The organism is Pseudomonas sp. PvP009 (genome assembly GCF_017832995.1).
GTDB lineage: Bacteria > Pseudomonadota > Gammaproteobacteria > Pseudomonadales > Pseudomonadaceae > Aquipseudomonas > Aquipseudomonas syringae.
In genome coordinates this window covers 1,811,696-1,838,291 of the sequence record NZ_JAFIBG010000001.1, presented here as the reverse complement: position 1 = coordinate 1,838,291, position 26,596 = coordinate 1,811,696, and the positions used below count along the sequence as shown (strand labels likewise).

The following is a 26,596-nucleotide window of genomic DNA, read 5'->3' as shown; positions in this document are numbered from 1 at the left end:
TTGCAGTGCAGCAATGTGCCACTGTCGAGCTACAAGCGTTGATTAACGTGAAGAAGTGTTTTGTGAAGCGCGTCATTTTTTTGAATGTATCGAGTCCGCCACAGCGCGAAAAACCCCAAATAACCGACAGACGGTAGCGGTTATCTTCAGGATAAATGAACTTCCGCCGCTTGAAGCACACCAAGGCGACCCTTTTAGAGCGTCACGTCGTCTCAAAACACGTTTTTAACGGGTTAGAAAGAAAGCGCCTCCGCCGGGCAACTTCGGGTTGACTGTAAGCAGTTGTTACGGGATATTAGTTAGCAAGCTATTTATATCCCTGCTAACAATATTGCTCCTAACTAAATTCCTGGTGTTTCCATGTCTGTCGAATCCTTGCATCGGACAATCAGCAGTGGCCTGGTGGCCGCGTCTCGCCAATGGCGACGCATCTGCCAGAACACGCTGGTGACCTATGGCATTTCCGAAGCCTGCGCAGGTCCGCTGTTGGCCATCGCACGCCTGGGCGATGGCGCACATCAGGTAAAAGTCGCCCAGGCGGCCGGCATGGAGAGCCCGACGCTGGTGCGTCTGCTCGATCAGTTGTGCCAGGCCGATATCGTTTGCCGCACCGAAGACCCGAATGACCGCCGCGCCAAGGCCTTGAGCCTGACGCGCAAAGGTCGCGCACTGGCCTGTTCCATCGAAGCCGAGCTGACCCGCTTGCGTGCCGAAGTGCTGCAAGGCCTGCAACCTGCCGACCTGGAAGCCACCTTGCGGGTGTTACAGGCGTTTGCCGATGCGGCGCAGCGCGAACACGGGGGCCAGGCTTGAACGGATTTTTCTCCAGCGTTCCACCTGCACGTGACTGGTTCTACGGTGTACGCACCTTCGGCGCGTCGATGCTGGCGCTGTACATCGCATTATTGATGGAAATGCCTCGCCCCTACTGGGCAATGGCCACGGTGTACATCGTCTCCAGCCCCTTCGTCGGCCCGACCAGTTCCAAGGCCCTGTACAGAGCAGCCGGAACCCTGGCCGGTGCAGCGGCCTCGGTCGTGCTGGTGCCCATGTTCGTGCAGACGCCGTTGTTGCTGGCCATCGTGGTCGGGCTGTGGACCGGTACCCTGTTGTTTCTGTCCCTGCACTTGCGCACCGCCAACAGCTACGCATTGATGCTCGCCGGCTACACCATGCCGCTGATTTCGCTGCCGGTGGTCGACAACCCGCAGGCTGTATTCGAGATCGCGGTGTCGCGTACCGAAGAGATTTTTCTCGGCATCATCTGCGCCGCTGTCGTGGGTGCGATGTTCTGGCCCAGACGCCTGGCGCCGGTGTTTCAGGCCACCACGGAAAAGTGGTTCAGCGATGCCGCGACCTACAGTCAGCGTTTTATCAGCCGCACCTGTCAGCCCGAAGAAATCGGTACGCTGCGCAACTCGATGGTCGGCAGCTTCAACTCACTGGAAATGATGATCGGCCAGTTGAGCCACGAAGGCGCCCGCAAGCAAACCGTGCGCAACGCCAATGAACTGCGCGGCCGGATGATCCACCTCTTGCCGGTCATCGATGCGCTGGACGACGCGCTGTGGGCGCTGGAGCGACGCACGCCCGAGCTGCTGGCCAGCCTCAACCCCTTGTTGCACAAGGCTTGCGACTGGCTTGAAAGCACTGCCGACGGGCCACAGGTGGAGCAATGGCAGCAGTTGCACCGCGATCTGCAGAGCCTGCAACCGGACTCCGCGCAACTGGACGACCGCAATCAACTGCTGCTTTCCAATACGCTGTTCAGGCTGGGTGAGTGGATCGATCTGTGGCTGGATTGCCGAACCCTGCAATACGCGATCAAGACCGACGACCAGTCACAGTGGCGCGCGGTCTATCGCCACTGGCGCCTGGGCCGGCTGACCCCGTTTCTCGACCGCGGTCTGATGCTCTATTCGGTGACCTCGACAGTACTGGCGATCATCTCCGCGTCGGTGTTGTGGATTCTGCTCGGCTGGAAAGACGGCGCAAGTGCCGTGGCACTGGCGGCGGTGTCGTGCAGCTTCTTCGCCGCCATGGACGACCCTGCCCCGCAAATCTACCGGTTCTTCTTCTGGACCCTGCTCTCGGTGGTGTTCGCCAGCCTGTACCTGTTTGTGGTGCTGCCCAACCTGCATGACTTCCCGATGCTGGTGCTGGCCTTCGCCGTGCCGTTCATATGCGTCGGGACCCTGACCGTGCAGCCGCGCTTCTTTCTCGGCACGCTGCTTACCATCGTCAACACCTCGTCGTTCATCAGTATCCAGAGCGCTTATGACGCGGACTTCATGAACTTCCTCAATGCCAACCTGGCGGGTCCTGCCGGGCTGCTGTTCGCCTTCATCTGGACCCTGGTGTTCCGCCCGTTCGGCGTCGAACTGGCGGTCAAGCGCCTCACCCGTTTCAGCTGGCGTGACATCGCCAGTCTCAGTGAAAACGCTTCGCTGGCCGAGCATCGGCGCATGGGCGTGCAAATGCTCGACCGCCTGATGCAGCAACTGCCGCGCCTTACGCTCACCGCCCAGGACACCGGGATTGCCTTGCGTGAACTGCGCGTCGCGCTGAACATGCTCGACCTGCTGGCCTACACCCGCCGTGCCACGCCTGCGGCGCAGGTACTGCTGCGTCAGGTGATCGACGAAGTCAGCGGCTATTTCAAACAGTGCCGCAAGGCCGGTGAACGACTACCCGCGCCCAGAGGCCTGCTGATGGCCATGGACCGCGCACGCCGTTCACTGACCGATCAGGAGATGGGCGACAACCCGGCCCGACTGCACCTTCTGCACGCCCTCAGCGGCCTGCGCCTGGCGCTGCTGCCGGGGGTCGAAATCGTCACCGTAGGCGGCGAACTGACCGAGCAACTGCCGCACAACATCGATGGAGCGCCCCTGTGATCGGTGATCTGGACATCAGCGGGATCTTCATCCCCACGTTCCTGGCGATGATGGGCATCGCCTATCTGCTGTTTCTGGTCGTGCACGCGGTGCTGTCGCGTGCCCACTTCTACCGTCTGGTCTGGCACCGGGCTTTGTTCAACGTAGGTCTATACGCTTTGTTGCTCGGCGCCGTGGATACTCTAAGTCGATACCTGATGACATGAAAAAACCGATACTGACACTGGGCCGCGTGGTCCTGACCCTGCTGGTTGTCACCCTCGCCGCCGTGGTCGTATGGCGCATGGTGATGTATTACATGTATGCACCGTGGACGCGGGACGGGCATATCCGCGCCGACATCGTGCAGATCGCACCGGACGTGTCCGGGCTGATCCAGAAGGTCGAAGTCACTGACAACCAGCCTGTGCACAAGGGCCAGGTCCTGTTCACCATCGATCAGGACCGCTTCCGTCTGGCACTGCGCCAGGCGCAGGCGACCGTCGCCGAACGTCAGGAAACCTGGGAGCAGGCACGCCGTGAGAACAAACGTAACCGGGGCCTGGGCAATCTGGTCGCCCGCGAACAACTGGAAGAAAGCCAGTCACGCGAAGCCCGAGCCCTTTCGGCACTGGGCGAATCAAAGGTTGCGGTGGATGCCGCGCAGTTGAACCTGGATCGCTCGGTGATCCGCAGTCCGGTGGACGGCTACCTCAACGACCGCGCCCCCCGCGAACATGAGTTCGTCACTGCCGGGCGTCCGGTGCTCTCAGTGGTCGATTCGACGTCGTTCCACATCGATGGCTATTTCGAGGAAACCAAGCTCGATGGCATCCATGTCGGCCAGGGCGTCGACATCCGTGTCATCGGCGACAACGCGCGGCTGACCGGCCATGTGGTGAGCATCGTTGCCGGTATCGAAGACCGCGATCGCAGCAGCGGCTCGAACCTGCTGCCCAACGTCAACCCGGCCTTCAGCTGGGTGCGTCTGGCGCAGCGGATTCCGGTGCGGATTGCCTTCGATGACGTGCCTGCCGATTTCCGCATGATTGCCGGGCGTACCGCGACGGTGTCGATTATCGACGACACGCAGGAGCGCAGCCGATGAAACGTGCTTTACGCGTGGCCGCGCTCGGCTTTACCGCCGTGCTGTCGGCCTGCCAGATGGTCGGTCCGGATTACCAGTTGCCCAAAGACGGCGCGATCAATCGTCCGGACCTGCAGGGTGAACTGGCTGGTCGCTCGGTCAACACGGTTTCGGCCCCGGTGCCTGCTCACTGGTGGCGCCTGTACCAGGATGCGCGTCTGGATGAGCTGGTGGGCCAAGCCATCGCTTCCAATACCGACCTGCGCATCGCTGCCGCCAACCTGCAGCGTGCCCGCTATCAGACCTCGGAAGCCGAGGCGGCCGGCGGCTTTACCAACGGTGCGAAGATCGGCGCGCAGCGCGTGCAGGAGTCTGGCGAGGCGTTTCTGCTGACCGACAAGGTGCCGGTGGCCAATGTCGGCGATGTGGGTCTGACCACTTCGTACCAGTTCGATCTGTTCGGCACCTTGCAGCGTGGCATCGAAGCGGCGCAGGCCAATGTCGATGCCAATCAGGCGGCGGTGGATACGGCACGTATCACGGTGGTCGTCGATGTGGTGCGCGCGTACACGCAGATTTGTGCGGCCAACGAAGAGCTCGACATCGCCCGCGAATCGCTGGAATTGCAAAAACAGAGTGTGTCCCTCAACCAGCGCCTGCGTGATGCCGGGCGTGGCGATGAAACCCAGGTCACTCGTTCGCAGACGCAGTTCAAGTCATTGCGCGCCGAAATGCCCCGTTACGAGGCGCGTCGTCAGGCTGCGATGTTCCGCCTGTCGATGTTGCTGGCCAAACCTGTCGAGCAACTGCCCGCCGGGGTCAGCACCTGCAACCAGTTGCCGCATATTGCGCAGGTCATGCCGGTGGGCGACGGCGCAGCACTGCTCAAACGCCGCCCGGATGTGCGTCAGGCTGAACGCCATCTGGCGATGTCGACCGCCGAGATCGGCGTTGCCACCGGCGAGCTGTATCCGGACATCAGCATCGGCGCGAGCATTGGCACCACCGGCCTGATCGAGAACCTTGGCAAGCCGGCGGCCAATCGCTGGGGCTTCGGGCCGCTGCTGAACTGGACTATCCCGTCCAACGGCTCACGCGCCCGCATCCATCAGGCCGAAGCCTCGGCGCAAGCTGCGCTGGCGCGCTTTGACGGTGTGGTGCTCAATGCCATCCGTGAAACCCAGACCGGTCTGGCGCAATACACCGCCCTGCTCGACCGCCGCGACGCGCTCAAAGACGCCGAGCAATCTGCCAAGGAGGCGGCTGACCAGACGCACCGTTTCTATCAGGCCGGACGCGCCTCGTTCCTCGCCGATCTGCAGGCTACGCGCACTTACACTGACGTACGCGCGCAGATGGCCGAAGCCAACACTCAGGTGGCGATGGGGCAGATCAATCTGTTTCTGGCACTCGGCGGCGGCTGGGAGAAGGATGACGTGGCGCAGCAGTAGGATGGGCGTTCGCCTCGCCATCAGGCGTGGTTCGGATTGATCAGTGCCCTGAGGACATGGTCTTCCCAGACGCCGGCAATTTTCAGGTAGGCACGGGCATAGCCTTCCTGTTCGAAGCCAAGCGACTGCAGAAGTCGCTGACTTTTCAGGTTGTGTGGCAGGTGGTTGGCCATGATTCGATGCAGGCCCATGTGTTCGAAGCAGTAGCGATTGGTGACCTCCAGTGACCTTTTCATCAAGCCCTGCCCCTGAGCGGTTTCTGCCAGTGAGAAGCCGAGGTTGCAGGCCTGGAAAGCGCCTCTCACGATGTTGGTGTAGCTGCAGCGTCCCAGCAATTCTCCGTCCGGAGCGGTGATAAGGAAAAAAAACGCGCTGCCGACCTGCATGCTTTCCCATTGCTGCTGGACCCTTGACCGGGCGTTTTCGAGAATGAAATAGTCATCGTCCCTTAGCGGTTCCCAAGGCTGCAGATGCTGGCGATGGGTATTTTCATAACGGTTGATCAGCTCGGCATCATCAAATGCCAATTTTCTGAGAGAAAAGTTCTCGCCTGCATACTGCATGTTTACTCCCCGTGTCAGTCACTACCCGGATTATCGTTTCTACGCTCCAGCGTGGGAATGCAGTTCGTGACGCTCTGCGTCACACGGCGGTTTTTCTTTGTCAGGTGGATTTGGGTTCGGCTCAGGTCACCTTTTCGCCCCTCGGCGACCTACTTTGATGGGGCCAAAGTAGGCAAAACCCGCAGTTCCGTTTCCGGCCCGACTTCGTCGGGTTCCTTCGCCCTGGCACTGATCCGTCACCTACGTCGCAATTTGCGTCGTTAGTGCCACCGTGATCGAAAAGCATTTCGGTGGCAGTGGCGGCGATTTTGACTATCGTTCCTCACTCCGCGTGGGAATGCAGGTCGTGACGCTCCGCGTCACACAGCGGTTTTCTTTGTCAGGTGGATTGAAGTTCGACTCAGGTCACCTTTACGGGCGCTGTAACGGCGTTTTCGCCATCAAGCGAAGCGTCGCCCGGCTCGCTCCCGCAAGTCTTGTGCGCTTGCACTCAACCTCCCAATGCTCCTAGGCTCTCCCGATCTTTGATTCGGGAACCACCATGGACAGCTCTCTCAGCCGCCGCGAGCGGTTGCATATTGTTATTTTCGAGGCCAATACGCCTGCCGGGCGGATGTTTGACAAGGCGGTGCTGGTCGCGATTCTGCTCAGTCTGCTGGTCACTATCATCGACAGCATCGAGAGTATTCATCGTGATTACGCGATGCTTTTCGCATGGATCGAATGGGGCTTCACGCTGATGTTTGCCATCGAATACATGCTGCGCCTGTATTGCTCGCCGCGGCCGCTGAAGTACGCATTCAGTTTCTACGGGTTGGTGGACCTGCTGGCGATCGTGCCGGGCGTGCTGTCTATCTATTACAGCGATGCGCAATACCTGCTGATCGTGCGGATCATCCGTATGCTGCGGATTTTCAGGGTGCTCAAGCTCGGCACCTACCTGCGGCAGGCCAATTACCTGCTGGCGGCGCTGCGTGGCAGCAAGCAGAAGATCATCGTGTTTCTGGTCACGGTGTCTACGCTGGTCACCGTATTCGGCACGCTGATGTATGTGATCGAAGGTCCGGAGCATGGTTTCACCAGCATTCCCAAGGGTATTTACTGGGCCATCGTGACCCTGACGACGGTGGGCTTTGGCGATATCGTGCCCAAGACTCCACTCGGCCAGATGCTCTCCTCGCTGGTGATGATTACCGGCTACTCGATCATCGCCGTGCCCACCGGGATATTCACCGCCGAGCTGGCCAACGCCATGCGCGGCGAGCAGTTGAAACACGACTGCCCGGTGTGCTCGAAAAACCTTCACGAGCACGGCGCGGCGTTCTGCTCACGCTGCGGCAATCAATTGTTTAAAAAAACAGAGCACACGGCATAAGCAAAGATCTTTTCGGTCTTTAAACCGCAGGCGCGATGCTGATAGTGTCGCGGCATTACGCCATCAGGCTGATAACACTCTTCATCTCAAGGACCCTGCAGTGAATAAACTCTTCGCCGCCTCGCTACTGGCCGCCGGCCTGGCTTTTGCCAGCGCTGCCCAGGCAGCTCCAACGCTGCTCAACGTCTCCTATGACGTGATGCGTGATTTCTACAAGGACTACAACAGCGCCTTCCAGAAACACTGGAAAGACGAGAAGCATGAAGATGTGACCGTGCAGATGTCCTTCGGCGGATCGAGCAAGCAAGCGCGTTCGGTCATCGACGGGCTGCCGGCTGACGTGATCACCATGAACATGGCCACTGACATCAACGCCCTGGCCGACAATGGCAAGCTGGTGCCGGAAGACTGGGTCAGCCGCCTGCCAAACAACAGCGCGCCCTTCACCTCGGCCACGGTGTTCATCGTGCGCAAGGGCAACCCGAAGGCGATCAAAGACTGGCCGGATCTGATCAAGGATGGCGTGGAAGTCATCGTGCCCAACCCGAAAACCTCGGGCAACGGCCGCTACACCTACCTCTCGGCCTGGGGTTACACCTTGAAAAAAGGCGGCGATGAAGCGGCGGCGAAGAAATTCGTCGGTGATCTGTTCAGCCATGTGCCAGTCCTTGATACCGGCGGCCGTGGTGCGACCACAACGTTCATGACCAACCAGATCGGCGACGTGCTGGTCACCTTCGAGAACGAAGCGGAAATGATCGCCCGCGAATTCGGTCGCGATCAGTTCGAAGTGGTTTACCCCTCCGTGTCGGCAGAAGCCGAGCCACCGGTGAGTGTGGTCGACAAGGTCGTGGACAAGAAAGGCTCCCGCCCCCTGGCTGAGGAATACCTGAAATACCTGTGGTCACCGGAAGGCCAGGAAATCGCTGCCAAAAACTACCTGCGCCCGCGTGATCCGCAGGTGCTGGCCAAGTACACCGATCGCTTCCCGAAAGTGGACTTCCTCTCGGTGGAGAAAACCTTCGGTGACTGGCGCACGGTGCAGAAGACCCACTTCATCGACGGCGGTGTGTTCGACCAGATCTATCCGGGCAAATAAACCGCTCAGGCAATGCAAAACGGCGACCTTCGAGGTCGCCGTTTTTATTGAGCCTGAATCATTTACTGAACTGTTTGCCCAGCCCTGCCGGCACGCCACTGACATCAGTCGCCTGCCACGGACCGTTGGGGCTGGTTGCCCAGCTCCAGCCGTCATTCCACTGGTAGTACGTGCGCTGGCGATAGAAAGTATTAGGCTGATCGTCCATCACGTACACGCCCAGGCGCGGGTCCCAGTGGCTGCCGCCGCCCGGTGGCGGCGCGAAACTGGCCGAGGACTTCGGCGCTGCGGCAGGCGCCTTGGCAGGCTCCGAAGGCGCGCTACTCGGACGCGGTGCGCCGGGCTGCTGGCCACCCGGCAGGTTGAGGATAGGATCCTGGCTATGTGGCGGTGCCGGATGCTGGACAGCACAGGCACTCAGGCCAACGACCAGACCCAACAAGGTGATGCGTGCGGTACGGTACATAAGCGAATTCTCTAGTTATCCGGACTGTCAATGGTCAACGCCTGCTGCGCCGCAGTATCACTGGCCAGTGGCTGACTGCGGCCGACCCACTCACCGGTGGTTGGCTGCCCTGCGCGAGACACTCGCGCAACCAGTTGGACTTGCGCAAAGTTCGACAGGTTCAGTTGCGGCATCATTGCGTCGGCATCGCTCAGTTCCACGTCGGCAGGCAAGTCCGCCACGGTAATGCGTTTGACCGCCAAAGGCGCCGCCGGGCCATTGATGGCGCGGGCAAAGACGAACACGCTGTCGTTCGGGCTTACCTTGCCTTGAAGTGCCGCAGCCAGCTCGACATGAATTTTTATCGACTTCGCCTTAACTGCCGGCGCCGCGTCTGCCGCGCGTTTGGCGAGGTTATCTCTGGCGCGGGCAATGCCGCCTTCCAGTGCCGAACGCGATGCGTCATCTGCGGGCAGTGCTGCGAGCAACCGGGTCCAGTAATCCACCGCCGCCTGATAGCGCTGTGTTTCGAACGCGGCAATCCCAAGCAGACCAAGGCTGGTGACTTCCTTGGGGTCAGCCTGCAGCGCTTCGTCGGTCAGCGCCTGCACCTGGGGTGTGAAGTGCTTGTCGCTGGCGAAATACAGCGCCTGAGCCCACTGCCCGAGCAACTCGGGCTGCCTTCCGGCCAGCGCCACTGAACGCTCGAACATCTGCGCGGCATCACCCGGGCGGTTCTGCGCCATATAGCTGCGCGCCAGAAAATACAGGTTTTCGGCTGAATCCGGTTGAGCCTGCACGCTGCGCTCAAGGCGCTGTGTCATGTCTGCCAGTGAGGTCGGTGGTCGAGCGAATTCGCGACTCAGTTCAACCCGGTCACTGGCACCCAGCTGGAGATAGCCCGCCAGCCCCAACACCGGGACCAGCAGCGCAGCCAGCACCAGCAGGGGCTTGCCCAGACGCGATGTGCGGGCAGGCTCTGCGCCTTCGGTGTCGGCAAGCAGCTCACGCGCTGCTTCGGCACGTGCAGACTGCAATTGCGCCACCGACAGCACGCCCTGCTCGTGCTGAACCTGCAGCTCGCTCAGTCGCTCCTGATACAAGGCCACGTTCAGAGCTGTGCGGTCTTCTTCCCGTTGCGCGCGATGGCCGCGCAGCAGCGGAATCAGCAAAAAGCTCAGCGCGACCATCAGCAACAGCCCGGTAGCCATCCAGAAGTCGATCATGGGCGGTGCTCATCCAGCAAGGTGGCAAGACGCTGCTTCTCATCTTCGCAAAGCTCGTCGGCCTGTGCGGATTGTGCCTTGCGGCGGCGGCCAACGATAAGGCCGATCACCACAAACCCGCCAACCAGAAGGCCGGCCGGCCCGAACCACAGCAGCCAGGTGCGTGCATTGAGGCTCGGCTTGTAGCGAACGAAATCGCCATAGCGATCGACCATGAAATCGATGATCTGTTGATTGCTCTGCCCTTCGCCCAGCATGCGGTAGATTTCCTTGCGCAAATCAGCGGCAATCGGCGCATTGGAGTCGGCAATGTCCTGGTTCTGGCATTTCGGGCAGCGCAGTTCTCGGGTCAGTTCGCTGTAGCGCGCGCGCTCGGCATCGTCGCGAAAAGCATAAGCGTCGATGGCCGCGTGGGCGATGCCGGAACACAGCACGCTGAACAGGACGATCATCAGGCAGCGCTTCATGGCCGCGCCTCATCGACCAGTTGCTGATAACGCGCGGCAAGCTTTTCGCGCCACACTGCGTCGTCGATAACCCCGACGTGTTTGTAACGAATGACGCCTTGGGCATCGATCAGGAAGGTTTCCGGCGCACCGTACACCCCCAGGTTAAGGCCCAGAGAACCGTCCTGGTCACGAATATTCAACTGATAAGGATCATGGAATTCCTTGAGCCATTTCAGCGCGTCCGCGTTGACGTCCTTGTAATTCACGCCGTAGATCAGCACGCCCTGCTGCGCCAGCCGGGTCAGCACCGGATGCTCCACCCGGCAGGCCACGCACCAGGTGCCCCACACGTTGACCAGCGCAGGTTTGCCGAGCAGATCGGCACGGCTCAACATCCGCTCGCCCTGCACCGCCGGCAGCGAGAATGCCGGAAAAGGCTTGCCGATCAGTGCCGAGGGCAGCTCGGCGGGGTCCAGATACAAACCGCGATACAAAAACGCCGCTACGCCCAGAAACAGCACCAGTGGCAGCACCATGACCCAGCGTCTCATTGTGCTGCTCCCGACAAACCCAACGCCTCGCGCACCTTGCTCTTTACCCGGGTGCGATAACGCCGGTCCAGCGCCGCCAGCACCCCGCCCAGGCCGGTCAGCAGGCCGCCCAGCCAGATCCAGCGCACAAACGGTTTGACGTGAACCCGAACGGCCCACGCACCATCGCCCAGCGGTTCACCCAGGGCGACATACAGGTCCCGGCTGAAACCGGCAGCAATGCCCGCTTCGGTCATCATCGACTGCTGCACGGTGTAGAGGCGCTTCTCCGGGTGCAGTTCGGTCAGTTGAACGCCGTTGCGCAGCACGCGAACCGTGCCCCGATCGGAGGTGAAGTTAGGCCCTTCATAATGCCGGGCACCCTCGAAGACAAAGGTATACCCACCCAGTTCGGTGGACTCGCCAGGGGCCATGCGCAAATCGCGCTCGGCGCTGTTCTGGCTCGACAGCACCACCCCCAGCGCGCACACGACAATCCCAAGGTGCGCCAGCTGCATGCCCCAATAGCTGCGGGTCAGACCGCGTGCGCCGCTGAGCAGCCCCTTGTGGCGGGTCTTGTCGAGCAGGTCGCGAACCCCGGCCAGCAGCACCCAGGCGGCGAGCATCAGGGTCGCCAGCACCGCCCACTGGAAATCGCCCAGCAGCAGACCGGCCAGCACCGCCAGGACGACGCTGCCGATTAGTACCGGGGCCAGCATGCAGAGCAGCCATTTCAGCGGCGTGTCCTTCCAGCGCACCAGTACGCCGACCGCCATAACCACCAGCAACAAGCCCATCAACGGCACGAACAGCGTATTGAAGTACGGCGGGCCGACCGACATCTTGGCGCCGCTCATGGCATCAATCACCAGCGGATAAAGGGTGCCCAGCAGAATCATGGACGCAGCAACCACCAGCAACAGGTTATTGCCCAGCAGCAGGGTTTCCCGCGACCACAGGCCGAATCCGACCTGGCTTTTGACCACTGGTGCGCGAATCGCGAACAGGGTCAGCGAGCCACCCACCACGACCAGCAGGAACATCAGGATAAACACACCGCGTGCCGGGTCCGAGGCAAAGGCGTGCACGGAGGTCAGCACCCCGGAACGGACCAGGAAGGTGCCCAGCAGGCTCAAAGAAAACGCAGCAATGGCCAGCAATACCGTCCAGCTCTTGAATACGCCACGTTTTTCCGTGACCGCCAGCGAGTGAATCAGTGCAGTGCCGACCAGCCAGGGCATGAACGAGGCGTTTTCCACCGGGTCCCAGAACCACCAGCCGCCCCAACCCAGCTCGTAATACGCCCACCACGAGCCCAGGCTGATGCCGATGCCGAGAAAAGCCCAGGCCACCAGGGTCCATGGACGAGACCAGCGCGCCCAGGCAGCGTCGAGTCGACCGCCGAGCAAGGCCGCGATGGCGAACGCAAAGGCCACGGAGAAACCGACATAGCCCATGTACAGCATCGGCGGATGCACGATAAGGCCAATGTCTTGCAACAACGGGTTCAGATCACGTCCATTCGCGGGCATCTGCGGCAACAGACGCGCGAACGGATTTGAGGTGAGGATCAGAAACGACAGGAAACCCAGGCTGATCATGCCCATTACGGCGAGGACCCGCGCCAGCATCACCTGCGGAAGTTGCCGTGAAAACACCGACACGGCGAAGGTCCAGCCACCGAGAATCAATGCCCAGAGCAGCAATGAACCTTCATGCGCGCCCCACACGGCGCTGAACTTGTAGTACCAGGGCAGCGCAGTGTTGGAGTTCTGCGCAACGTAGGCGACGGAGAAGTCGTCGACCATGAACGCGTAGGTCAGACAACCGAAGGCGAAGATCAGAAAGCTGAACTGGCCCCAGGCTGCCGGACGGGCAAGGCTCATCCACAGGCGATCACCGCGCCATGCGCCGATCAGCGGAATGATGGCCTGCACCAGCGCAAAGCAGAATGCCAGAATCATGGCCAGCTGGCCGAGTTCGGGAATCATCGATCAACCCTGTTTGACGGGTGTGGAAGGCGCAGCCGGTGCCGTCTGACCGCTGTCACGCAGCGCCTTGGTGACCTCGGGGGGCATGTATTTCTCGTCATGCTTGGCCAGTACCTCATCGGCCACCACTACGCCCTGTGCATTGAGTTTGCCCAGCGCCACGATGCCCTGCCCTTCACGAAACAGATCAGGAAGAATGCCTCGATAGGTGATGGTTACCGACTTGTTGAAATCGGTGACCACAAAACGCACGTCCAGCGAATCGGCCGAGCGCTGCAAGGAGCCCTTTTCGACCATGCCGCCAGCCCGAATGCGCGTATCCAGCGGTGCCTCGCCATTGGCGATCTGGCTGGGGGTGTAGAACAGGTTGATGTTTTCCTGCAAGGCGCCGAGGGCCAGGGTCACGGCCAGACCGACACCGGCCAGCAGCGCGACAATGATCAACAAGCGTTTTTTGCGCAGCGGGCTCACGGGCGATTCTCCCGCTTCAGGCGACGTGCCTGCTGTTTCAGAAAGCGCTGCCGCGCCCAGAGCGGCAACGCCACGTTGATCAGCAGCACCACAAGGCACAGCCCGTAGGCCGACCAGACAAATACGCCGTGGCGGCCCATGGCAAGAAAATCGCTGAACGATGCAAAACTCAAAGCGTGTTCTCCGACTGCGCTGCTGTGTGGCCCAGGCTGCGCAGAATCTCGGCCTTGACCCACTGGGTGCGCGCTTCGCGACGCAGCACTTCAAGACGCATGCGCATCATCAACAGCACGCCGAACAAGCAGTAGAAACCCAGCGTGGTAAACAGCAGCGGCAGCCACATTTCAGCCGGCATGGCGGGCTTTTCCGTGAGGCTGAACGTCGAACCCTGGTGCAGGGTGTTCCACCACTCGACCGAATACTTGATGATCGGAATGTTCACCACACCGACGATCGCCAGCACCGCGCAGGCCTTGGCGGCGCTGTCGCGGTTACTGATGGCGTTGCCCAGCGCGATCAGGCCGAAATACAGGAACAGCAGAATCAGCATCGAGGTCAGTCGCGCGTCCCAGACCCACCATGCTCCCCAGGTGGGCTTGCCCCAGATCGCGCCGGTCGCCAGCGCCAGCGCGGTCATCCACGCGCCAATCGGTGCAGCGCAGTGCAGCGCGACATCGGCCAGCTTGATTCTCCAGACCAGCCCGACCAACCCGCACACGGCCAGCATGACGTAACAGGACTGGGCGAGCATCGCGGCAGGGACGTGGATATAAATGATCCGGAAGCTGTTGCCCTGCTGGTAATCCGGCGGCGCGAACGCAAGGCCCCAGACCATGCCGATGACCAGTGACAGCAAAGCGGCAACACTCAGCCAGGGCAGCAGGCGTGCGCTGACGCGGTAAAACCCTTTCGGCGAGCCGAGCGTGTGCAGCCAGGCCCAACCGATGCTGCTTTTCATGGCGTTGCTTTTCATCAGGGTGCATCCAGGGTGTTGACCGGCATCGAAGTCTCGATCCCGGAACCTCAATTATTCGCCGATGCTGATTTTCAGGCCAGCGGCTATCGCAAAGGGTGTCAGGGTGATCGCCAGCGCCGCCAGGCTGCCCAGCCACAGCAGATAGCCGGTCGTCGGCATGCCCTGCAGCGCGGCCTGCAACGCGCCACTGCCCAGAATCAGCACCGGGATGTACAGCGGCAGAATCAACAATGCCAGCAGCAGGCCGCCACGCTTCAAACCCACGGTCAACGCCGCCCCCAACGCCCCCAGCAGGCTGAGCACCGGGGTGCCCAGCAGCAGCGAAACCATCAACACCGGCAGGCACTGCACCGGCAGACCGAGCATCAAGGCCAGCAAAGGTGACAACAGTACCAGTGCCAGCCCGGAAAAAACCCAGTGTGCCAGCACTTTGATCAGCACCAGAAGGGCCAGCGGGTGCGGCGAAAGGACCCACTGCTCCAGCGAGCCGTCCTCGAAATCACTGCGTAACAGCCCGTCCAGCGACAGCAGCACGGCCAGCAGCGCCGCCACCCAGACCAGCCCCGGCGACAAGGTTTGCAACAATTGCGTCTGCGGCCCCAGCGCCAGCGGGAACAGGGCGACCACGATCGCGAAGAACACCAGCGGGTTGGCCAGCTCTGCCGGACGCCTCGCCAGCAGCCGCACCTCACGGAGCATCAGCAGAACAAACACATTGCTCATGCTGACCACTGCCCCAGGTCGAGGTCCCGATAGCCCGCGGGCAGACGGCTCAGGCTGTGGTGGGTGGTCATGACAATCATGCCGCCGTGTTCACAGTGCTCGGCGAGGTGTTTCTCCAGTTGCTCGATGCCTTGGCGGTCGAGCGCGGTAAACGGCTCGTCGAGCAGCCAGAGTGGCGGGCCCGGCAGATACAGACGTGCCAGCGCGACGCGACGCTGCTGCCCGGCCGACAAAGTGTGACAGGGCACGTCCTCGAAACCTGCAAGGCCGACCGCATCTAGCGCGGTAGCTATCGCGCCGGCATCGGCTGGCTGGTGCAGGGCGCTGAGCCAGGACAGGTTTTCCAGCGGCGTCAGCATATCCTTGAGCGCTGGCGCATGACCGATCCACAACAGCTTGCTGCCCGGTGCCGCGGGCCCACGATCCACTGGCTGCGCGTCGAGCACCACCTGCCCGGCCGTTGGCTGCATCAACCCGCACAGCAGGCGCAGCAGGCTGGTCTTGCCGCAGCCGTTGGGACCGCTGATCTGCAGCATGTCGCCCGCGTGCAGATGAAGATCGAGGTTTTCGAACAGCATCCGCCCGTCCCGCTCACACGCCAGAGCCGTCGCTTGCAAAAATGGGGTGGCTGGGATCATGAAGCGTTTCCAGTGCTTTGCGTCGCGAAATGTGCCAAAACAGAGACATACGGAGTAAAACGCGGTTCAAGTCGGGATTGATACGGCCGTTACATGAAGAGAAGTTAATGGCGGCTGGTCCGGTTTCGGCCGGTATTATACATGCGAGTCCTGTTATCAAAGGGGCAATTTCCTCGGGTTGATAGTTCAATGACAGGCGACATCACCAGCGTTCCGGCAACAAACGCCACCCTGACACTGTTGCGCGCCGGCATCTCCCCCGCGCAAGTGCTGACCATGCTGCAATCAGCGGAAAATCTGATCCCCGAAGGCGAAACCGCTAACGCCGAAGTGCTGACCCTCAAGCAGGTCAACCAGAACTTCCAGCTGCTGTTGCGGCTGGTGCTCGCCAACGGCAGCCTGACCAATTTACCGGTCACCAGCAGCGTCCCGTTCACGCCCGGCAGCCTGCTGCAAGTGGCGCAGGCGTCGGCCAACGAGCTGACCTTGACGCTGCAGCAGCTCAACGGCGCGCTGAAAAACTCGATGACCAGCATCGATACCCAACAATTACCGGTCGGCACGCTGCTGCAAGGCAAAGTCATGACCAGCCAGGTGATCGCTCAGGCAGTCAATCAACTGGCCGCCCAGAACCCGGCTGCGGCGACGCCCATCTACCGCTCCATCGTGATGCTGCTCAACACGGCGCTGGCGGGTTCCAGTCTGACCATCGAGAGCCCGCAGCCGCTGACGGTTGGCAGCCTCTTGAGCGCTCAGGTACAAGGCAATCAGGCACTCAACTTCGTGGCCCTGCCCGGTCGTTTCGACCAACTGGCCGTGGCGCAGCAACTGTCCGCACAGCAAAATCGTCAAGGCTCGCTGGACACCCTGATCAATGCCCTGCAAAACCTGCAGTCCGGCAGCCCGACCAGTACCAGCCCGGCCATCAGCGCGCCGCTGCAGGCCAGTATCAATCAGTTGCTCGCCGACCTGCCCGACGTCGAGCAGATGACCACCCCTAAGGGCGTGGCCCAGGCGCTGAACGCCAGTGGCGTGTTTCTGGAAGCCAGACTGCTGGCCGGATTGAACCCGGCGCAGCAGCTACCGGACATGAAGGCCAACCTGATGCGTCTGATCGCCCAGATCCTGCCCGGCCTGCCGGACAATATGTCTTACGGCGCAGCGGCGGCGTCCAACACCCTGGCGCGCACGATGCCCAATGCAATCCGCAATGCGCTGGGTACCCTCGGCCTGGTCGCGGCACGCACTCAGCCAAGCATTTTTCCGCTGCCGTCGCGCACGGTCAGCGGTGGCGAGAAGGAGGATGATCTGGAAATCCTCCTCAAGCTCGCTGCGGCTGCTGTCTCACGCCTGCAAAGCCATCAACTGGGCGGGCTGGAACAAACGCGCACCAACGCCGACGGCACACAGGTGACCACCTGGCAGCTGGAAGTGCCGATGCGCAACGCCCACGACATCGTGCCCTTGCAGGTCAAGGTGCAGCGTGAAGACACGCCCGATCAGGACGCGGCCGAAGACCGTGATGGTATCGAGATCAAGGACACCCGGGAAAAGCTCTGGAAAGTCGACCTGGCGTTCGATCTCGAGCCGTTGGGCCCCTTGCAGGTGCATGCGCAGTTACTGCGCGGCACGCTGTCCAGCCAGCTGTGGGCCGAGCGCCCCGACAGCGCGGCATTGATCGAACATGAGCTGGGGTATCTGCGCGAACGGCTGATAGCCTGCGGCCTGGCAGTGGGCGAACTGGCCTGCAGCCACGGCGCACCACCAAGCGGTCCGCGTACCGCGCTCGAACAACGCTGGATCGACGAGAACGCCTGATGAGCCTACCCGAACACACTCCGCGCCAGGCGATTGCCCTCAGCTATGACGGCCAGCATGCCCCGACGCTCAGCGCCAAGGGCGACGACCAGTTGGCCGAGGCGATTCTGGCCATTGCCCGCGAATACGAAGTGCCCATCTATGAGAACGCTGAACTGGTCAAGCTGTTGGCCCGCATGGAATTGGGCGACAGTATTCCCGAGCCGCTGTACCGCACGATTGCCGAAATCATCGCGTTCGCCTGGCACCTGAAAGGCAAGTTTCCGGCTGGTCAGGACCCGAACGCGCCACCTGTCGAGCGCGATATTACGCCGCGCTACTGACTGCAGAAGCGCTGGCCGGTATCACATTGCAATCGGCTTGCGCCCTGCAAACGAATGCGCCAGCGTGCCGCCGTCGACCAGGTCCAGCTCGCCACCCAGAGGAACGCCGTGGGCAATGCGCGATGCGACCAGGCCCTTGTCATGCAGCAACTGGGCGATGTAATGCGCGGTCGCTTCGCCTTCCACCGTTGGATTGGTCGCGAGGATCACCTCGGTGAAGGTGCCCTGCTGGCTGACGCGTTCCATCAATTGCGGAATGCCAATGGCCTCCGGTCCCAGGCCGTCGAGCGGCGACAGGTGCCCCTTGAGCACGAAGTAACGACCGCGATAGCCGGTCTGCTCCACCGCATAGACATCCGTCGGGCCTTCGACCACGCACAGCAGCGTGTCATCACGACGCGGGTCTGCGCATTGCGGGCAGAGTTCCTCTTCGGTCAGCGTGCGGCACGAGCGGCAGTGACCCACGCCATCCATCGCCTGCCCCAATGCCTGCGCCAGCCGCGAACCGCCGCTGCGGTCGCGCTCCAGCAACTGCAACGCCATGCGCTGAGCGGTTTTCTGACCGACGCCCGGCAGCACGCGGAAGGCATCGATCAACTGGCGAATCAGGGGGCTGAAGCTCATGGAGAAAAATCCGACAAAAACACAAGACGCGGTTTATACCCGCGCGTTGCCGTGAGCGTCAATTAAGGTGTTCAACACAGCGACCAACAGCGTGCCGGTGCTTTGCCGAATCAGGCTTTCAGGGCTGTCTCGAGAAACTCGGTCAACGCCTGTACCCGTGCGCTGCGATGCTTTCGTACAGGCACCAGCAGGTTGATAGGCGCACTGGCCAGTTGCCAATCGGCAAGCACCCGCACCAGCCTGCCGCTGGCAATGGCGTCGCTGACGTCCCACTGCGAACGCAACACGATGCCCAGCCCCTGTTCGGCCCAACGCCGGGCGACCGAGCCGTCGTTGCTGAGCAGCGCGGGCTCGATGCGCAGGGTCTTTTTCGTCTGGCCCTTGCTCAGGTGCCAGAGGGTGACGTCTTCATCGTTTTCGCGAATGCAGATGCAGCGATGGCCAGCCAGTTGATCGGGCGTCGAGGGCACACCATGCTGCTCGATATACGCCGGGCTCGCGCACAGCCAGCGATGATTCTGTGCCAATGGCCTGGCGATCCACTGGCTGTCATTGAGGCTACCGATGTGTATCACCGCATCGCTGTCGTGACGGTCCGGCCAGGGTGTTTCGCGCAGGTCCAGCTGCAGACACAACTGCGGATGCAGCCTGGCGAAGCGCGCCAGCAGCGGCGCAATGCGCTGGCGTCCATAACCGAACGGCGCTGCCAGACGCAATGTGCCCACCAGCCGTTCATCACGCTGCCTGAAAGACTCCGGGAGTGCCTCCAGTTGCTCCAGCAACTGTGCGCTTTCGCGGGCGAAACGCTCGCCATCAGCGGTCAGACTCAGGCGTCTGGCGTCGCGACTGGCCAGGGTGATGCCCAGTTGCGTCTCCAGTTTGCGCAAGCGCATCGACAACGCCGGCGGCGAGACGTTGAGGATTCTGGCGGCAGCACTGAGCGATTCGCAGCGCGACAGGGTCACGGCCAGACGCAGGTCTTCGATAGCGATCATTCACTTCAGCTTAATGATTGATGATCACGCATTGAACCACAGCTTCATCATCGCTGCGTAGAGTGGCTCCCGTACCCAGCCACACGAGCGCTTTCCATGTCAGCCTCCCTGTCCTCTCTCGATACGCCTGTCGCGCTGCTCGATGTGTCGCGCATGCAGCACAATATCCAGCGTATGCAACAACGCATGAACGAGCTTGACGTGCGTTTGCGCCCGCACGTCAAGACCAGCAAATGCCTGCCGGTCATACAGGCGCAGATTGCAGCAGGCGCCAGCGGCGTCACAGTGTCGACGCTGAAAGAGGCCGAGCATTGCTTTGCCGAGGGCATCGACGATGTGTTCTATGCCGTCGCCATTGCACCCGGCAAGCTGGAGCAGTCACTCAGACTGCGGCGCAAGGGCTGCCGCCTGAGCATCCTCACCGACAGCGTGACCGCTGCCCGGGCAATTGTCGCCTTCGGCCAGGCGCATGACGAACGTTTCGACGTCTGGATAGAAATCGATTGCGACGGTCATCGCTCCGGCCTGACCGTCGACGACCCCTCGCTCGTCGAGGTCGCGAGCACGCTGGTCGACGGTGGCATGCAACTGCGTGGGGTAATGACCCATGCCGGGTCCAGTTATGACCTCGACACACCCGCAGCACTGCAAGCCCTCGCCGAACAGGAACGCAGGCTCTGCGTCAGCGCCGCCGAGCGGATTCGTCAGGCAGGACTGCCCTGTGCGGACGTCAGCATCGGTTCGACCCCGACGGCACTGTCGGCGCAGAGCCTGCACGGCGTGACAGAAGTTCGCGCCGGGGTGTATGTGTTCTTCGATCTGGTGATGCACAACATTGGCGTATGCCAGGCAGATGAGTTGGCCCTGAGCGTGCTGACCACGGTCATCGGCCATCAGCAGGACAAGGGCTGGATCATCGTTGACGCAGGCTGGATGGCCATGAGCCGCGATCGCGGCACGCAGCGCCAGCGTGAGGATTTCGGCTACGGCCAGGTGTGCAGCGAAAGCGGTGAATGGATCGACGGTGCACGGGTCACCGGTGCCAATCAGGAGCACGGCATCATCACGCTTGCTGCGGGCAGCGAGGCCGACATCAGCGAGCGTTTTCCCATCGGCAGCCGACTGCGCATTCTGCCCAACCACGCCTGTGCCACCGGCGCGCAATTCCCGGACTACCACGCCTGCGACAGCGAAGGCGCAATCCATACCTGGAGTCGCCTGCATGGCTGGTGAGATGAAACCGATCAGTACGTCCCTGGCCGCAGCACCCGGTGGGCATTATTCGCAGGCGATGCTGCATCAAGGCACGCTGCATGTTTCCGGACAACTGCCGGTGCGCGCCGATGGCAGTCACAGCGTCGGCGAGCCGTTCGAGGTCCAGGCTGCGGTCGCGCTGGACAATCTGCTGGCCATCCTTGGCGCGGCGGGATGCAATACGGATGACCTGCTGAAAGTGACCGTTTATATCGCCGGCGTCCAGCATTGGCCTGCCTTCGACCGCCTCTACGCTGGCTATCTGGGCGAACATCGCCCTGCGCGCGCGGTGGTGCCGGTTCCGGAATTGCACCACGGCTACCTGATCGAGATCGAAGCGCTGGCGCGTTGTAGCCAATCCACATGAGCGGGAGCCCTTCATGACCCCACAAAAAAGCGATGTCCTGATTATCGGCGGCGGCTTCATGGGCGCGTCCTCCGCGTTTTTTCTGCGCCAGCACGGCCGTTCGGTCACCCTGCTGGAGCGCGACCAGATCGGCCAATACGCCAGCGGCGTGAATTTCGGCAACGTGCGCCGTCAGGGACGGTTTCTCGGCCAGCTGGAACTGTCCAATCGCTCCTGGGCACTGTGGAAGCGCCTGCCGGAGCTGATCGGCGAAGACCTGGAATTCATTCCCAGCGGGCATATGCGCGTGTGCTATCGCGAAGACGAAATCGCCGAACTGGAGGCCTATGCCGCCGCCCCGCAAGCCCGCGAGCTGGACTTGCAGATCCTTTCCGGCAAGGCGCTGCACGACCGTTTTCCGTTTCTCGGTGCGCAAGTCAAAGGCGGTTCCTATGCGCCCCATGACGGGCACGCCAACCCAAGGCTGGCAGCCCCCGCGTTCGCCCGCGCGGCGATTCGTGCGGGGGCAAGAATCGAAGAACGCACTGAAGTGACCGAGGTACAGAAGGTCGGCGGCGAGTTTCAAGTCACCACCGCCGATGGACAGCTATTCGTCGCCGAACAGTTGCTCATCACTGCCGGTGCCTGGGGTGCCAGGCTCGCCGAGCAGTTCGGCGAGTCTGTCCCTCTTGAGCCCAACGGACCGCAGATGTCGGTGACAGAACCGGTACCTTACGCACTGCCGACGGTGATCGGGGTGTTTACCAAGATCAAGGAAGAAGTGATCTATTTCCGGCAGATCCCGCGCGGCAACATCATCATCGGAGGCGGCAATCGCAATAAACCGGACATGCTCAACCGCCGCGCCTACTTCAAGCCGGAGAGCCTGATCAACCAGATGAAACAGATGAAACGCCTGCTACCGGGCGCAGAAAAGCTGAACATCATCCGCGTCTGGAGCGGCATCGAGAGTTACACACCTGACTCGCTGCCGATCATGGGCCGCAGCGGCAAAGTCGACGGCCTGTTCTACGCGTTTGGCTTCTGCGGCCATGGTTTTCAGCTTGGTCCCGGCGTCGGTGACGTCATGGCCGAGCTGATCAGCACCGGCAGCACGCGCACGTTGATCAGCCCGTTCGATATTCGCCGCTTCACCGATCCGACCGCCATCGAAATGCCGCTCATGTCCAGCCTGATGAGTACTGGAAAGCTGGTATGAGCCCAACCACTCACCCACTTCATCGCAACGGAGGCGCCATGCCTGCAACCTCAGACGCTCACTACCAGTATCGCCCGGTGACTGCGGCGGATATCCCGGCAGCCCATGCCCTTTCAGTGAGCCTCAAGTGGCCACACCGCGAACAGGACTGGGCGATGGTGCAACGTACTTCCGAGGGTTTTGTCGCCGAGCACGGTGGCCAACTGGTTGGCGTGGCGTTTACCTGCCATCAGGGCGACTGGTCCTCGATCGGGCTGGTGATCGTCCGCGATGATCATCAGGGCAAAGGCATCGGTCGCCGCTTGATGAAGCTGTGTCTCGACGCGACGGCACCGCGCACGCCGATCCTCAACGCTACGGAACTGGGCGCGCCGCTTTACCAGAGCCTGGGTTTCGTTGACTTCGCGCGTATCCAGCAGCATCAGGGCGTTGCCGACCTGTCAGGGCTGGCGGCACCGAAAGACGACCTGCCGATTCGTACGCTGGGCGCGACCGACCACGCAGAACTGATCCGCCTGGCCAACGCGGGCAGCGGCCTGGATCGCACTGCCGTGTTGACTGATCTGTTGCACGATGCAGAACAGGCGGTCGGCATTGAACACGCAGGCCAGTTGCAAGGCATCGCCCTGCTGCGCCGTTTCGGGCGCGGTCATATCATCGGTCCGGTGGTTGCCCGTGATGTCGATCAGGCAAAACGATTGATTGAACACCTGTTGCAACAGATACCCGGTCTGTTCGTGCGCTTCGACATTCTGGCTGACTGCGGGCTGGCGCCGTGGCTCGAAAGCCTGGGTCTGCCGTGTGTCGACAGGGCACCGCGCATGGTGCTCGGGACGCCGCCCGCCTACAACCCGGATGTGCAGCAATTCGCGCTGGTGACTCAGGCGATCGGCTGAGTCACCAGCGCGGGTAAACGGCCGAAACAGGTCCGCCATGTTAGCGGGTTGCATACAGCAGATTATTCTTTGCAACCCGGCAGATCGGCGCTTTTTATCCAGACTGCTTTGTTAGCTTATGGGTATCGAACGGCCTGACCGTAAAGGGCCTGGCCTTGACCACTATTGCTCCAGGGAGCCCGCTGGATGACCTCACAGTCCTTGAACAGCCATCACGTTGATCCGGACACCGCGCTGAAACTCTATATTGATGGTGGTTGGTCCGCCCCGCTCGACCCGGTCAGTATCGCGGTGATCAACCCTGCGACCGAAGAGGTGGTGGCGCATGTCGCCAGTGGCACGGCCGCCGATGTCGACCGTGCGGTTGCGGCAGCGCGGGCAGCCTTTGCCAGCTGGTCCGGCACCTCGCCACACGCCCGGGCACAGGTCATCGGCCGAATCTACGAGCTCATTATCGAGCGCAAGGAACAACTGGCGCAGGCGATCTCGCTGGAGATGGGCGCATCCATCAGTTCGGCGCGAGCCATGCAGGTGCCGCTGGCCGCAGAACACGTGCGTGTCGCACGTGACCTGCTGGCGAGCTACCGCTTCCATACCGTCGAAGGCAGCACGGCGATCGACCGCGAGCCCATTGGTGTGTGTGGGCTGATCACACCGTGGAACTGGCCGCTGTATCAAATCACCGCCAAAGTCGCCCCGGCCATCGCGGCCGGCTGCACGGTGGTGCTCAAGCCCAGCGAACTGTCGCCCCTGAGCGCCCTGCTGTTCGCGCAACTGGTGCATGACGCCGGTCTGCCGCCCGGCGTGTTCAACCTGGTCAATGGCAGCGGCCCCGAGGTCGGCGGCGCGATGGCGGCCCACCCTGATATCGACATGATCTCGATCACCGGCTCCAACCGGGCAGGCGCATTGGTGGCGCAAGCCGCCGCGCCGACGGTTAAACGAGTGACTCAGGAACTGGGCGGCAAATCACCGAATATCCTGCTGCCCGACGCCGACTTCGCCAAAGCCGTGCCGCCCGGGGTGATGGCCGCGTTCCGCAATGTGGGTCAGTCGTGCAGCGCGCCGACGCGAATGATCGTGCCCAGAAGCCGACTGGCGGAAGTCGAGGCTCTGGCTGCCGAAACGGCCGCAGCCATTGTTGTGGGCGATCCACAGTTGGAGGGGACGGTATTGGGCCCGATCGCCAACGAGGCGCAGTTTCACCGTGTCCAGGCGATGATCGATGCAGGGCTGAGCGAAGGCGCGAAGCTGGTGTGCGGCGGGCCGGGACGGGTGCAGGGCCATGAGCGAGGCTTCTATACCCGGCCAACGGTGTTTTCCGAGGTGGACTCGTCGATGCGTATCGCCCAGGAAGAGATTTTCGGCCCGGTGCTGTGCCTGATTGCCTACGATACGGTCGAGGAGGCTATCGCAATTGCCAACGATACGGTCTATGGCCTGGGTGCGCATGTCCAGGGGCAGGACCTCGAGCAGGCACGCGCGGTGGCTTCGCGCATTCGTGCCGGGCAGGTGCACCTGAACTACCCCGCCTGGAACCCGATGGCCCCGTTTGGCGGCTACAAGCGCTCGGGCAACGGTCGCGAGTACGGCGTGCAGGGGTTCGAAGAGTATCTGGAGACCAAGGCTATTGTGGGGTTTGGCTGAGTGGGGTTTGTGCTACGCGCTAATTTGGAATGTAGTTGACTATCGTTCCCATGCTCCGCGTGGTAATGCCTTTCGTGACGCTCCGCGTCACACAGCGGTTCTGCGATATCAGGTGGATTGAGGTTCAACTCAGGTCACGTTTTCGCCCCTCGGCGACTCACTTTGAGGGACCAAAGTGAGCAAAGTCCTTCGCTCCTGTTTCCGGCCCGACTTCGTCGGGTTCCTTCGCCCTGTCACTGATCCGGGGGTCGCCGCAACGCGCCATCCATGGCGCGGTGCGGCTAGCCTGGCGTCCTGCCAGGCTACCCCCGGATCAGCGCCAGGACTCAGCCGTCACTAACGTCGCACTCTGCGTCGTCAGTGCCATCGCGGTTGAAAAGCACTGCGGTGGCAGCGACTGCGTGTAAGGCATAACATTGTTTCGCATCGACGATTTGTGACGCGGAGCATTGGCACGATAATCACTGGAGCGTGCGAAACGAGAGTAAGAAATCACTTTCTCGCCGCTTTGGCCACGTCCATCCTGCGCAGGTGGCAGGTGACTTCTTCGCGGTCGTGGTAGAGCTGTTTGCAGCCGATGGACACCCGTACCCCTCGCGCCTGAAAGCCCTCTTCGATGCGGTCGAGCAGTCGGCGTACTTCAGCGTAGCGCTGTTTCATCGGCAACTTGAGGTTGACCACCGCTTCGCGGCACAGTCCTTCACCCAGCCAGGTCTCCAGCAGCGCCGCATTGCGCGCAGGCTTTTCGACGATGTCGCAGACCATCCAGTCCACGGGCTGCCGAGGCTTGTAGGTAAAACCGTCCGCCATCAGATGCTGCACCAGCCCGGTGTCCATCAGGCTTTCCGCCATCGGCCCGTTATCGATGGCGGTCACCAGCATGCCGCGGCGCACCAGTTGATACGTCCAGCCGCCCGGCGCGGCACCCAGGTCCACGCCGGTCATGTCGCCGGAAAGGCGCTCGTCCCACTGGTCTCTGGGAATGAAGTGGTGCCAGGCCTCTTCAAGCTTCAAGGTCGAACGGCTTGGCGCTTCGCGGGGAAACTTGAGGCGCGGGATGCCCATGGGCCACATGGCGGAGTTGTCCGCATCGGCCAGACCGAGAAACACCTCGCGACCACTCTTGAAGGTCAGCAGCAGACGCGGCTTGCGCGGGTCATCCACCAGTTTGCCTGCCTGAGTCAGGGCCTTGCGCAGCGGCGCTTCGAACTTCTTGCAGAAATTCGACAGTTCCTTGCCGTCGTTGGTATCCACGACCTCCAGCCACAGACTGCCGCAGGTAGGAAACGCCGCCAGCTGCGCGAGAATCACGCTGATGCGATCGGTTTCCGGCAACTCGAGAAACAGACCCCGCGCCCACTGCCGGGGAAAGATCAGCTTGTCGAAGCGCTGACCGTTCATCAACCGTTCGGCGCCATCCGCCTCGGTGCAGATGAATTCGGCGCAGGCCGTGTCGGGACGGGCCTTGGCATACCCGGCCACGTCCAGGCGCGCGGCGTGATCGGCTATTTCCGAGCAGACTTCGCCCTCAAAACCGGGTCGGCAGTGCATAAACAGTGTATTCATGGGTTACT

Annotated in this window: 28 protein-coding genes; 14 read left to right on the top strand and 14 right to left on the bottom strand. The window is 61.8% G+C overall.

What is annotated here, in order from left to right; genetic code table 11:
- Positions 1-360 precede the first annotated feature (360 nt).
- The 5 genes from JOE29_RS08175 to JOE29_RS08155 are packed head-to-tail and all read left to right on the top strand — an operon-like array spanning position 361 to position 5,414.
- Positions 361-813, top strand: a complete 453-nt coding sequence (locus JOE29_RS08175; protein ID WP_003344167.1) for a MarR family transcriptional regulator — start codon at positions 361-363, stop codon at positions 811-813.
- Complete coding sequence (locus JOE29_RS08170) at positions 810-2,897, top strand: FUSC family protein (RefSeq protein WP_137983656.1); 2,088 nt, start codon at positions 810-812, stop codon at positions 2,895-2,897. Before JOE29_RS08175 ends, JOE29_RS08170 begins: the two co-directional genes overlap by 4 nt.
- On the top strand, positions 2,894-3,103 hold the full coding sequence (locus JOE29_RS08165; protein ID WP_003315925.1) for a DUF1656 domain-containing protein: 210 nt from the start codon (positions 2,894-2,896) through the stop codon (positions 3,101-3,103). Before JOE29_RS08170 ends, JOE29_RS08165 begins: the two co-directional genes overlap by 4 nt.
- Positions 3,100-3,984, top strand: coding sequence for an HlyD family secretion protein (locus JOE29_RS08160; protein ID WP_003344172.1), 885 nt, complete (start codon positions 3,100-3,102; stop codon positions 3,982-3,984). Before JOE29_RS08165 ends, JOE29_RS08160 begins: the two co-directional genes overlap by 4 nt.
- Complete coding sequence (locus tag JOE29_RS08155) at positions 3,981-5,414, top strand: efflux transporter outer membrane subunit (RefSeq protein WP_137983655.1); 1,434 nt, start codon at positions 3,981-3,983, stop codon at positions 5,412-5,414. The genes JOE29_RS08160 and JOE29_RS08155 overlap by 4 nt, the downstream gene beginning before the upstream one ends.
- 20 nt (positions 5,415-5,434) lie before the next feature.
- Here the strand turns inward: JOE29_RS08155 and JOE29_RS08150 are convergent, their stop codons facing one another.
- Positions 5,435-5,977: a GNAT family N-acetyltransferase gene (locus JOE29_RS08150; protein WP_044313275.1), complete on the bottom strand. Its 543-nt coding sequence runs from the start codon at positions 5,975-5,977 to the stop codon at positions 5,435-5,437.
- A 541-nt stretch (positions 5,978-6,518) separates the two neighbouring features.
- Between JOE29_RS08150 and JOE29_RS08145 the strand changes: the two genes are divergently transcribed.
- Both JOE29_RS08145 and JOE29_RS08140 read left to right on the top strand, forming a co-directional pair.
- Entirely contained in the window at positions 6,519-7,352 is an 834-nt protein-coding gene (locus tag JOE29_RS08145; RefSeq protein ID WP_003319214.1) for an ion transporter, read from the top strand.
- Between the two features lie 100 nt (positions 7,353-7,452).
- A complete protein-coding gene (locus JOE29_RS08140; protein ID WP_024961282.1) occupies positions 7,453-8,451 on the top strand; it encodes a sulfate ABC transporter substrate-binding protein in 999 nt (332 codons plus the stop codon).
- Positions 8,452-8,509: 58 nt separating this feature from the next.
- Here JOE29_RS08140 and JOE29_RS08135 read toward each other — a convergent pair whose 3' ends face one another.
- The 10 genes from JOE29_RS08135 to ccmA are packed head-to-tail and all read right to left on the bottom strand — an operon-like array spanning position 8,510 to position 15,900.
- Positions 8,510-8,917, bottom strand: coding sequence for a lipoprotein (locus JOE29_RS08135; protein ID WP_003316888.1), 408 nt, complete (start codon positions 8,915-8,917; stop codon positions 8,510-8,512).
- 11 nt (positions 8,918-8,928) lie between these two features.
- Positions 8,929-10,122, bottom strand: a complete 1,194-nt coding sequence (ccmI, locus tag JOE29_RS08130) for a c-type cytochrome biogenesis protein CcmI (RefSeq protein WP_137983654.1) — start codon at positions 10,120-10,122, stop codon at positions 8,929-8,931.
- Complete coding sequence (locus tag JOE29_RS08125) at positions 10,119-10,589, bottom strand: cytochrome c-type biogenesis protein (protein ID WP_003391431.1); 471 nt, start codon at positions 10,587-10,589, stop codon at positions 10,119-10,121. The genes ccmI and JOE29_RS08125 overlap by 4 nt, the downstream gene beginning before the upstream one ends.
- Positions 10,586-11,122: a DsbE family thiol:disulfide interchange protein gene (locus JOE29_RS08120; protein WP_003319244.1), complete on the bottom strand. Its 537-nt coding sequence runs from the start codon at positions 11,120-11,122 to the stop codon at positions 10,586-10,588. The genes JOE29_RS08125 and JOE29_RS08120 overlap by 4 nt, the downstream gene beginning before the upstream one ends.
- Entirely contained in the window at positions 11,119-13,092 is a 1,974-nt protein-coding gene (locus JOE29_RS08115) for a heme lyase CcmF/NrfE family subunit (RefSeq protein WP_210079327.1), read from the bottom strand. Before JOE29_RS08115 ends, JOE29_RS08120 begins: the two co-directional genes overlap by 4 nt.
- Positions 13,093-13,095: 3 nt before the next feature.
- A complete protein-coding gene (gene ccmE / locus JOE29_RS08110; protein ID WP_044313279.1) occupies positions 13,096-13,563 on the bottom strand; it encodes a cytochrome c maturation protein CcmE in 468 nt (155 codons plus the stop codon).
- Entirely contained in the window at positions 13,560-13,736 is a 177-nt protein-coding gene (ccmD, locus tag JOE29_RS08105) for a heme exporter protein CcmD (protein WP_004417064.1), read from the bottom strand. Before ccmD ends, ccmE begins: the two co-directional genes overlap by 4 nt.
- On the bottom strand, positions 13,733-14,536 hold the full coding sequence (locus tag JOE29_RS08100) for a heme ABC transporter permease (RefSeq protein ID WP_057407407.1): 804 nt from the start codon (positions 14,534-14,536) through the stop codon (positions 13,733-13,735). Before JOE29_RS08100 ends, ccmD begins: the two co-directional genes overlap by 4 nt.
- A 54-nt stretch (positions 14,537-14,590) precedes the next feature.
- Positions 14,591-15,262 carry a heme exporter protein CcmB gene (gene ccmB / locus JOE29_RS08095; protein ID WP_003370279.1) on the bottom strand — a complete coding sequence of 224 codons (672 nt, stop codon included), beginning with the start codon at positions 15,260-15,262 and terminating at the stop codon, positions 14,591-14,593.
- A complete protein-coding gene (gene ccmA, locus JOE29_RS08090; RefSeq protein WP_044313281.1) occupies positions 15,259-15,900 on the bottom strand; it encodes a cytochrome c biogenesis heme-transporting ATPase CcmA in 642 nt (213 codons plus the stop codon). Before ccmA ends, ccmB begins: the two co-directional genes overlap by 4 nt.
- 189 nt (positions 15,901-16,089) lie before the next feature.
- Between ccmA and JOE29_RS08085 the strand changes: the two genes are divergently transcribed.
- On the top strand, positions 16,090-17,718 hold the full coding sequence (locus JOE29_RS08085) for a flagellar hook-length control protein FliK (RefSeq protein ID WP_016568567.1): 1,629 nt from the start codon (positions 16,090-16,092) through the stop codon (positions 17,716-17,718).
- Positions 17,718-18,041 carry an EscU/YscU/HrcU family type III secretion system export apparatus switch protein gene (locus tag JOE29_RS08080; RefSeq protein WP_003316875.1) on the top strand — a complete coding sequence of 108 codons (324 nt, stop codon included), beginning with the start codon at positions 17,718-17,720 and terminating at the stop codon, positions 18,039-18,041. The genes JOE29_RS08085 and JOE29_RS08080 overlap by 1 nt, the downstream gene beginning before the upstream one ends.
- A 21-nt stretch (positions 18,042-18,062) precedes the next feature.
- Here JOE29_RS08080 and recR read toward each other — a convergent pair whose 3' ends face one another.
- Together recR and JOE29_RS08070 are read right to left on the bottom strand one after the other, a co-directional pair.
- Positions 18,063-18,665, bottom strand: coding sequence for a recombination mediator RecR (recR, locus tag JOE29_RS08075; RefSeq protein ID WP_003316874.1), 603 nt, complete (start codon positions 18,663-18,665; stop codon positions 18,063-18,065).
- Positions 18,666-18,775: 110 nt separating this feature from the next.
- Positions 18,776-19,660, bottom strand: coding sequence for a LysR family transcriptional regulator (locus tag JOE29_RS08070; protein ID WP_003391417.1), 885 nt, complete (start codon positions 19,658-19,660; stop codon positions 18,776-18,778).
- Between the two features lie 96 nt (positions 19,661-19,756).
- On the opposite strand from JOE29_RS08070, the gene JOE29_RS08065 reads away from it, so the two are divergent.
- The 5 genes from JOE29_RS08065 (at position 19,757) to JOE29_RS08045 (ending at position 25,022) form a co-directional block, all read left to right on the top strand.
- Positions 19,757-20,893 (top strand): DSD1 family PLP-dependent enzyme, encoded by a 1,137-nt coding sequence (locus tag JOE29_RS08065; RefSeq protein WP_058447161.1) that lies wholly within the window; start codon positions 19,757-19,759, stop codon positions 20,891-20,893.
- On the top strand, positions 20,883-21,281 hold the full coding sequence (locus JOE29_RS08060; protein ID WP_044313284.1) for a RidA family protein: 399 nt from the start codon (positions 20,883-20,885) through the stop codon (positions 21,279-21,281). Before JOE29_RS08065 ends, JOE29_RS08060 begins: the two co-directional genes overlap by 11 nt.
- 13 nt (positions 21,282-21,294) lie before the next feature.
- On the top strand, positions 21,295-22,479 hold the full coding sequence (locus JOE29_RS08055; protein WP_024649315.1) for an FAD-binding oxidoreductase: 1,185 nt from the start codon (positions 21,295-21,297) through the stop codon (positions 22,477-22,479).
- Positions 22,480-22,517: 38 nt separating this feature from the next.
- Positions 22,518-23,375, top strand: a complete 858-nt coding sequence (locus JOE29_RS08050; RefSeq protein WP_210079325.1) for a GNAT family N-acetyltransferase — start codon at positions 22,518-22,520, stop codon at positions 23,373-23,375.
- 186 nt (positions 23,376-23,561) lie between these two features.
- On the top strand, positions 23,562-25,022 hold the full coding sequence (locus JOE29_RS08045; RefSeq protein ID WP_044313286.1) for an aldehyde dehydrogenase family protein: 1,461 nt from the start codon (positions 23,562-23,564) through the stop codon (positions 25,020-25,022).
- Between the two features lie 492 nt (positions 25,023-25,514).
- On the opposite strand, the gene rlmM is transcribed toward JOE29_RS08045, so the two are convergent.
- Complete coding sequence (rlmM, locus tag JOE29_RS08040; protein WP_074997553.1) at positions 25,515-26,588, bottom strand: 23S rRNA (cytidine(2498)-2'-O)-methyltransferase RlmM; 1,074 nt, start codon at positions 26,586-26,588, stop codon at positions 25,515-25,517.
- Between the last annotated feature and the right edge of the window lie 8 nt (positions 26,589-26,596).

Bases quoted from the DNA above. Each gene is read 5' to 3' on its own strand.
- JOE29_RS08085 (WP_016568567.1), top strand. From the start codon at position 16,090: ATGACAGGCGACATCACCAGCGTTCCGGCAACAAACGCCACCCTGACA.
- JOE29_RS08145 (WP_003319214.1), top strand. From the start codon at position 6,519: ATGGACAGCTCTCTCAGCCGCCGCGAGCGGTTGCATATTGTTATTTTC.
- recR (WP_003316874.1), bottom strand. From the start codon at position 18,665: ATGAGCTTCAGCCCCCTGATTCGCCAGTTGATCGATGCCTTCCGCGTG.
- JOE29_RS08060 (WP_044313284.1), top strand. From the start codon at position 20,883: ATGGCTGGTGAGATGAAACCGATCAGTACGTCCCTGGCCGCAGCACCC.
- JOE29_RS08175 (WP_003344167.1), top strand. From the start codon at position 361: ATGTCTGTCGAATCCTTGCATCGGACAATCAGCAGTGGCCTGGTGGCC.
- JOE29_RS08150 (WP_044313275.1), bottom strand. From the start codon at position 5,977: ATGCAGTATGCAGGCGAGAACTTTTCTCTCAGAAAATTGGCATTTGAT.
- JOE29_RS08070 (WP_003391417.1), bottom strand. From the start codon at position 19,660: ATGATCGCTATCGAAGACCTGCGTCTGGCCGTGACCCTGTCGCGCTGC.
- ccmA (WP_044313281.1), bottom strand. From the start codon at position 15,900: ATGATCCCAGCCACCCCATTTTTGCAAGCGACGGCTCTGGCGTGTGAG.
- JOE29_RS08055 (WP_024649315.1), top strand. From the start codon at position 21,295: ATGACCCCACAAAAAAGCGATGTCCTGATTATCGGCGGCGGCTTCATG.
- JOE29_RS08155 (WP_137983655.1), top strand. From the start codon at position 3,981: ATGAAACGTGCTTTACGCGTGGCCGCGCTCGGCTTTACCGCCGTGCTG.
- JOE29_RS08080 (WP_003316875.1), top strand. From the start codon at position 17,718: ATGAGCCTACCCGAACACACTCCGCGCCAGGCGATTGCCCTCAGCTAT.
- JOE29_RS08160 (WP_003344172.1), top strand. From the start codon at position 3,100: ATGAAAAAACCGATACTGACACTGGGCCGCGTGGTCCTGACCCTGCTG.
- rlmM (WP_074997553.1), bottom strand. From the start codon at position 26,588: ATGAATACACTGTTTATGCACTGCCGACCCGGTTTTGAGGGCGAAGTC.
- JOE29_RS08050 (WP_210079325.1), top strand. From the start codon at position 22,518: ATGCCTGCAACCTCAGACGCTCACTACCAGTATCGCCCGGTGACTGCG.
- ccmB (WP_003370279.1), bottom strand. From the start codon at position 15,262: ATGAGCAATGTGTTTGTTCTGCTGATGCTCCGTGAGGTGCGGCTGCTG.
- JOE29_RS08135 (WP_003316888.1), bottom strand. From the start codon at position 8,917: ATGTACCGTACCGCACGCATCACCTTGTTGGGTCTGGTCGTTGGCCTG.
- JOE29_RS08125 (WP_003391431.1), bottom strand. From the start codon at position 10,589: ATGAAGCGCTGCCTGATGATCGTCCTGTTCAGCGTGCTGTGTTCCGGC.
- JOE29_RS08100 (WP_057407407.1), bottom strand. From the start codon at position 14,536: ATGAAAAGCAACGCCATGAAAAGCAGCATCGGTTGGGCCTGGCTGCAC.
- JOE29_RS08065 (WP_058447161.1), top strand. From the start codon at position 19,757: ATGTCAGCCTCCCTGTCCTCTCTCGATACGCCTGTCGCGCTGCTCGAT.
- JOE29_RS08115 (WP_210079327.1), bottom strand. From the start codon at position 13,092: ATGATTCCCGAACTCGGCCAGCTGGCCATGATTCTGGCATTCTGCTTT.
- JOE29_RS08045 (WP_044313286.1), top strand. From the start codon at position 23,562: ATGACCTCACAGTCCTTGAACAGCCATCACGTTGATCCGGACACCGCG.
- JOE29_RS08120 (WP_003319244.1), bottom strand. From the start codon at position 11,122: ATGAGACGCTGGGTCATGGTGCTGCCACTGGTGCTGTTTCTGGGCGTA.
- ccmI (WP_137983654.1), bottom strand. From the start codon at position 10,122: ATGATCGACTTCTGGATGGCTACCGGGCTGTTGCTGATGGTCGCGCTG.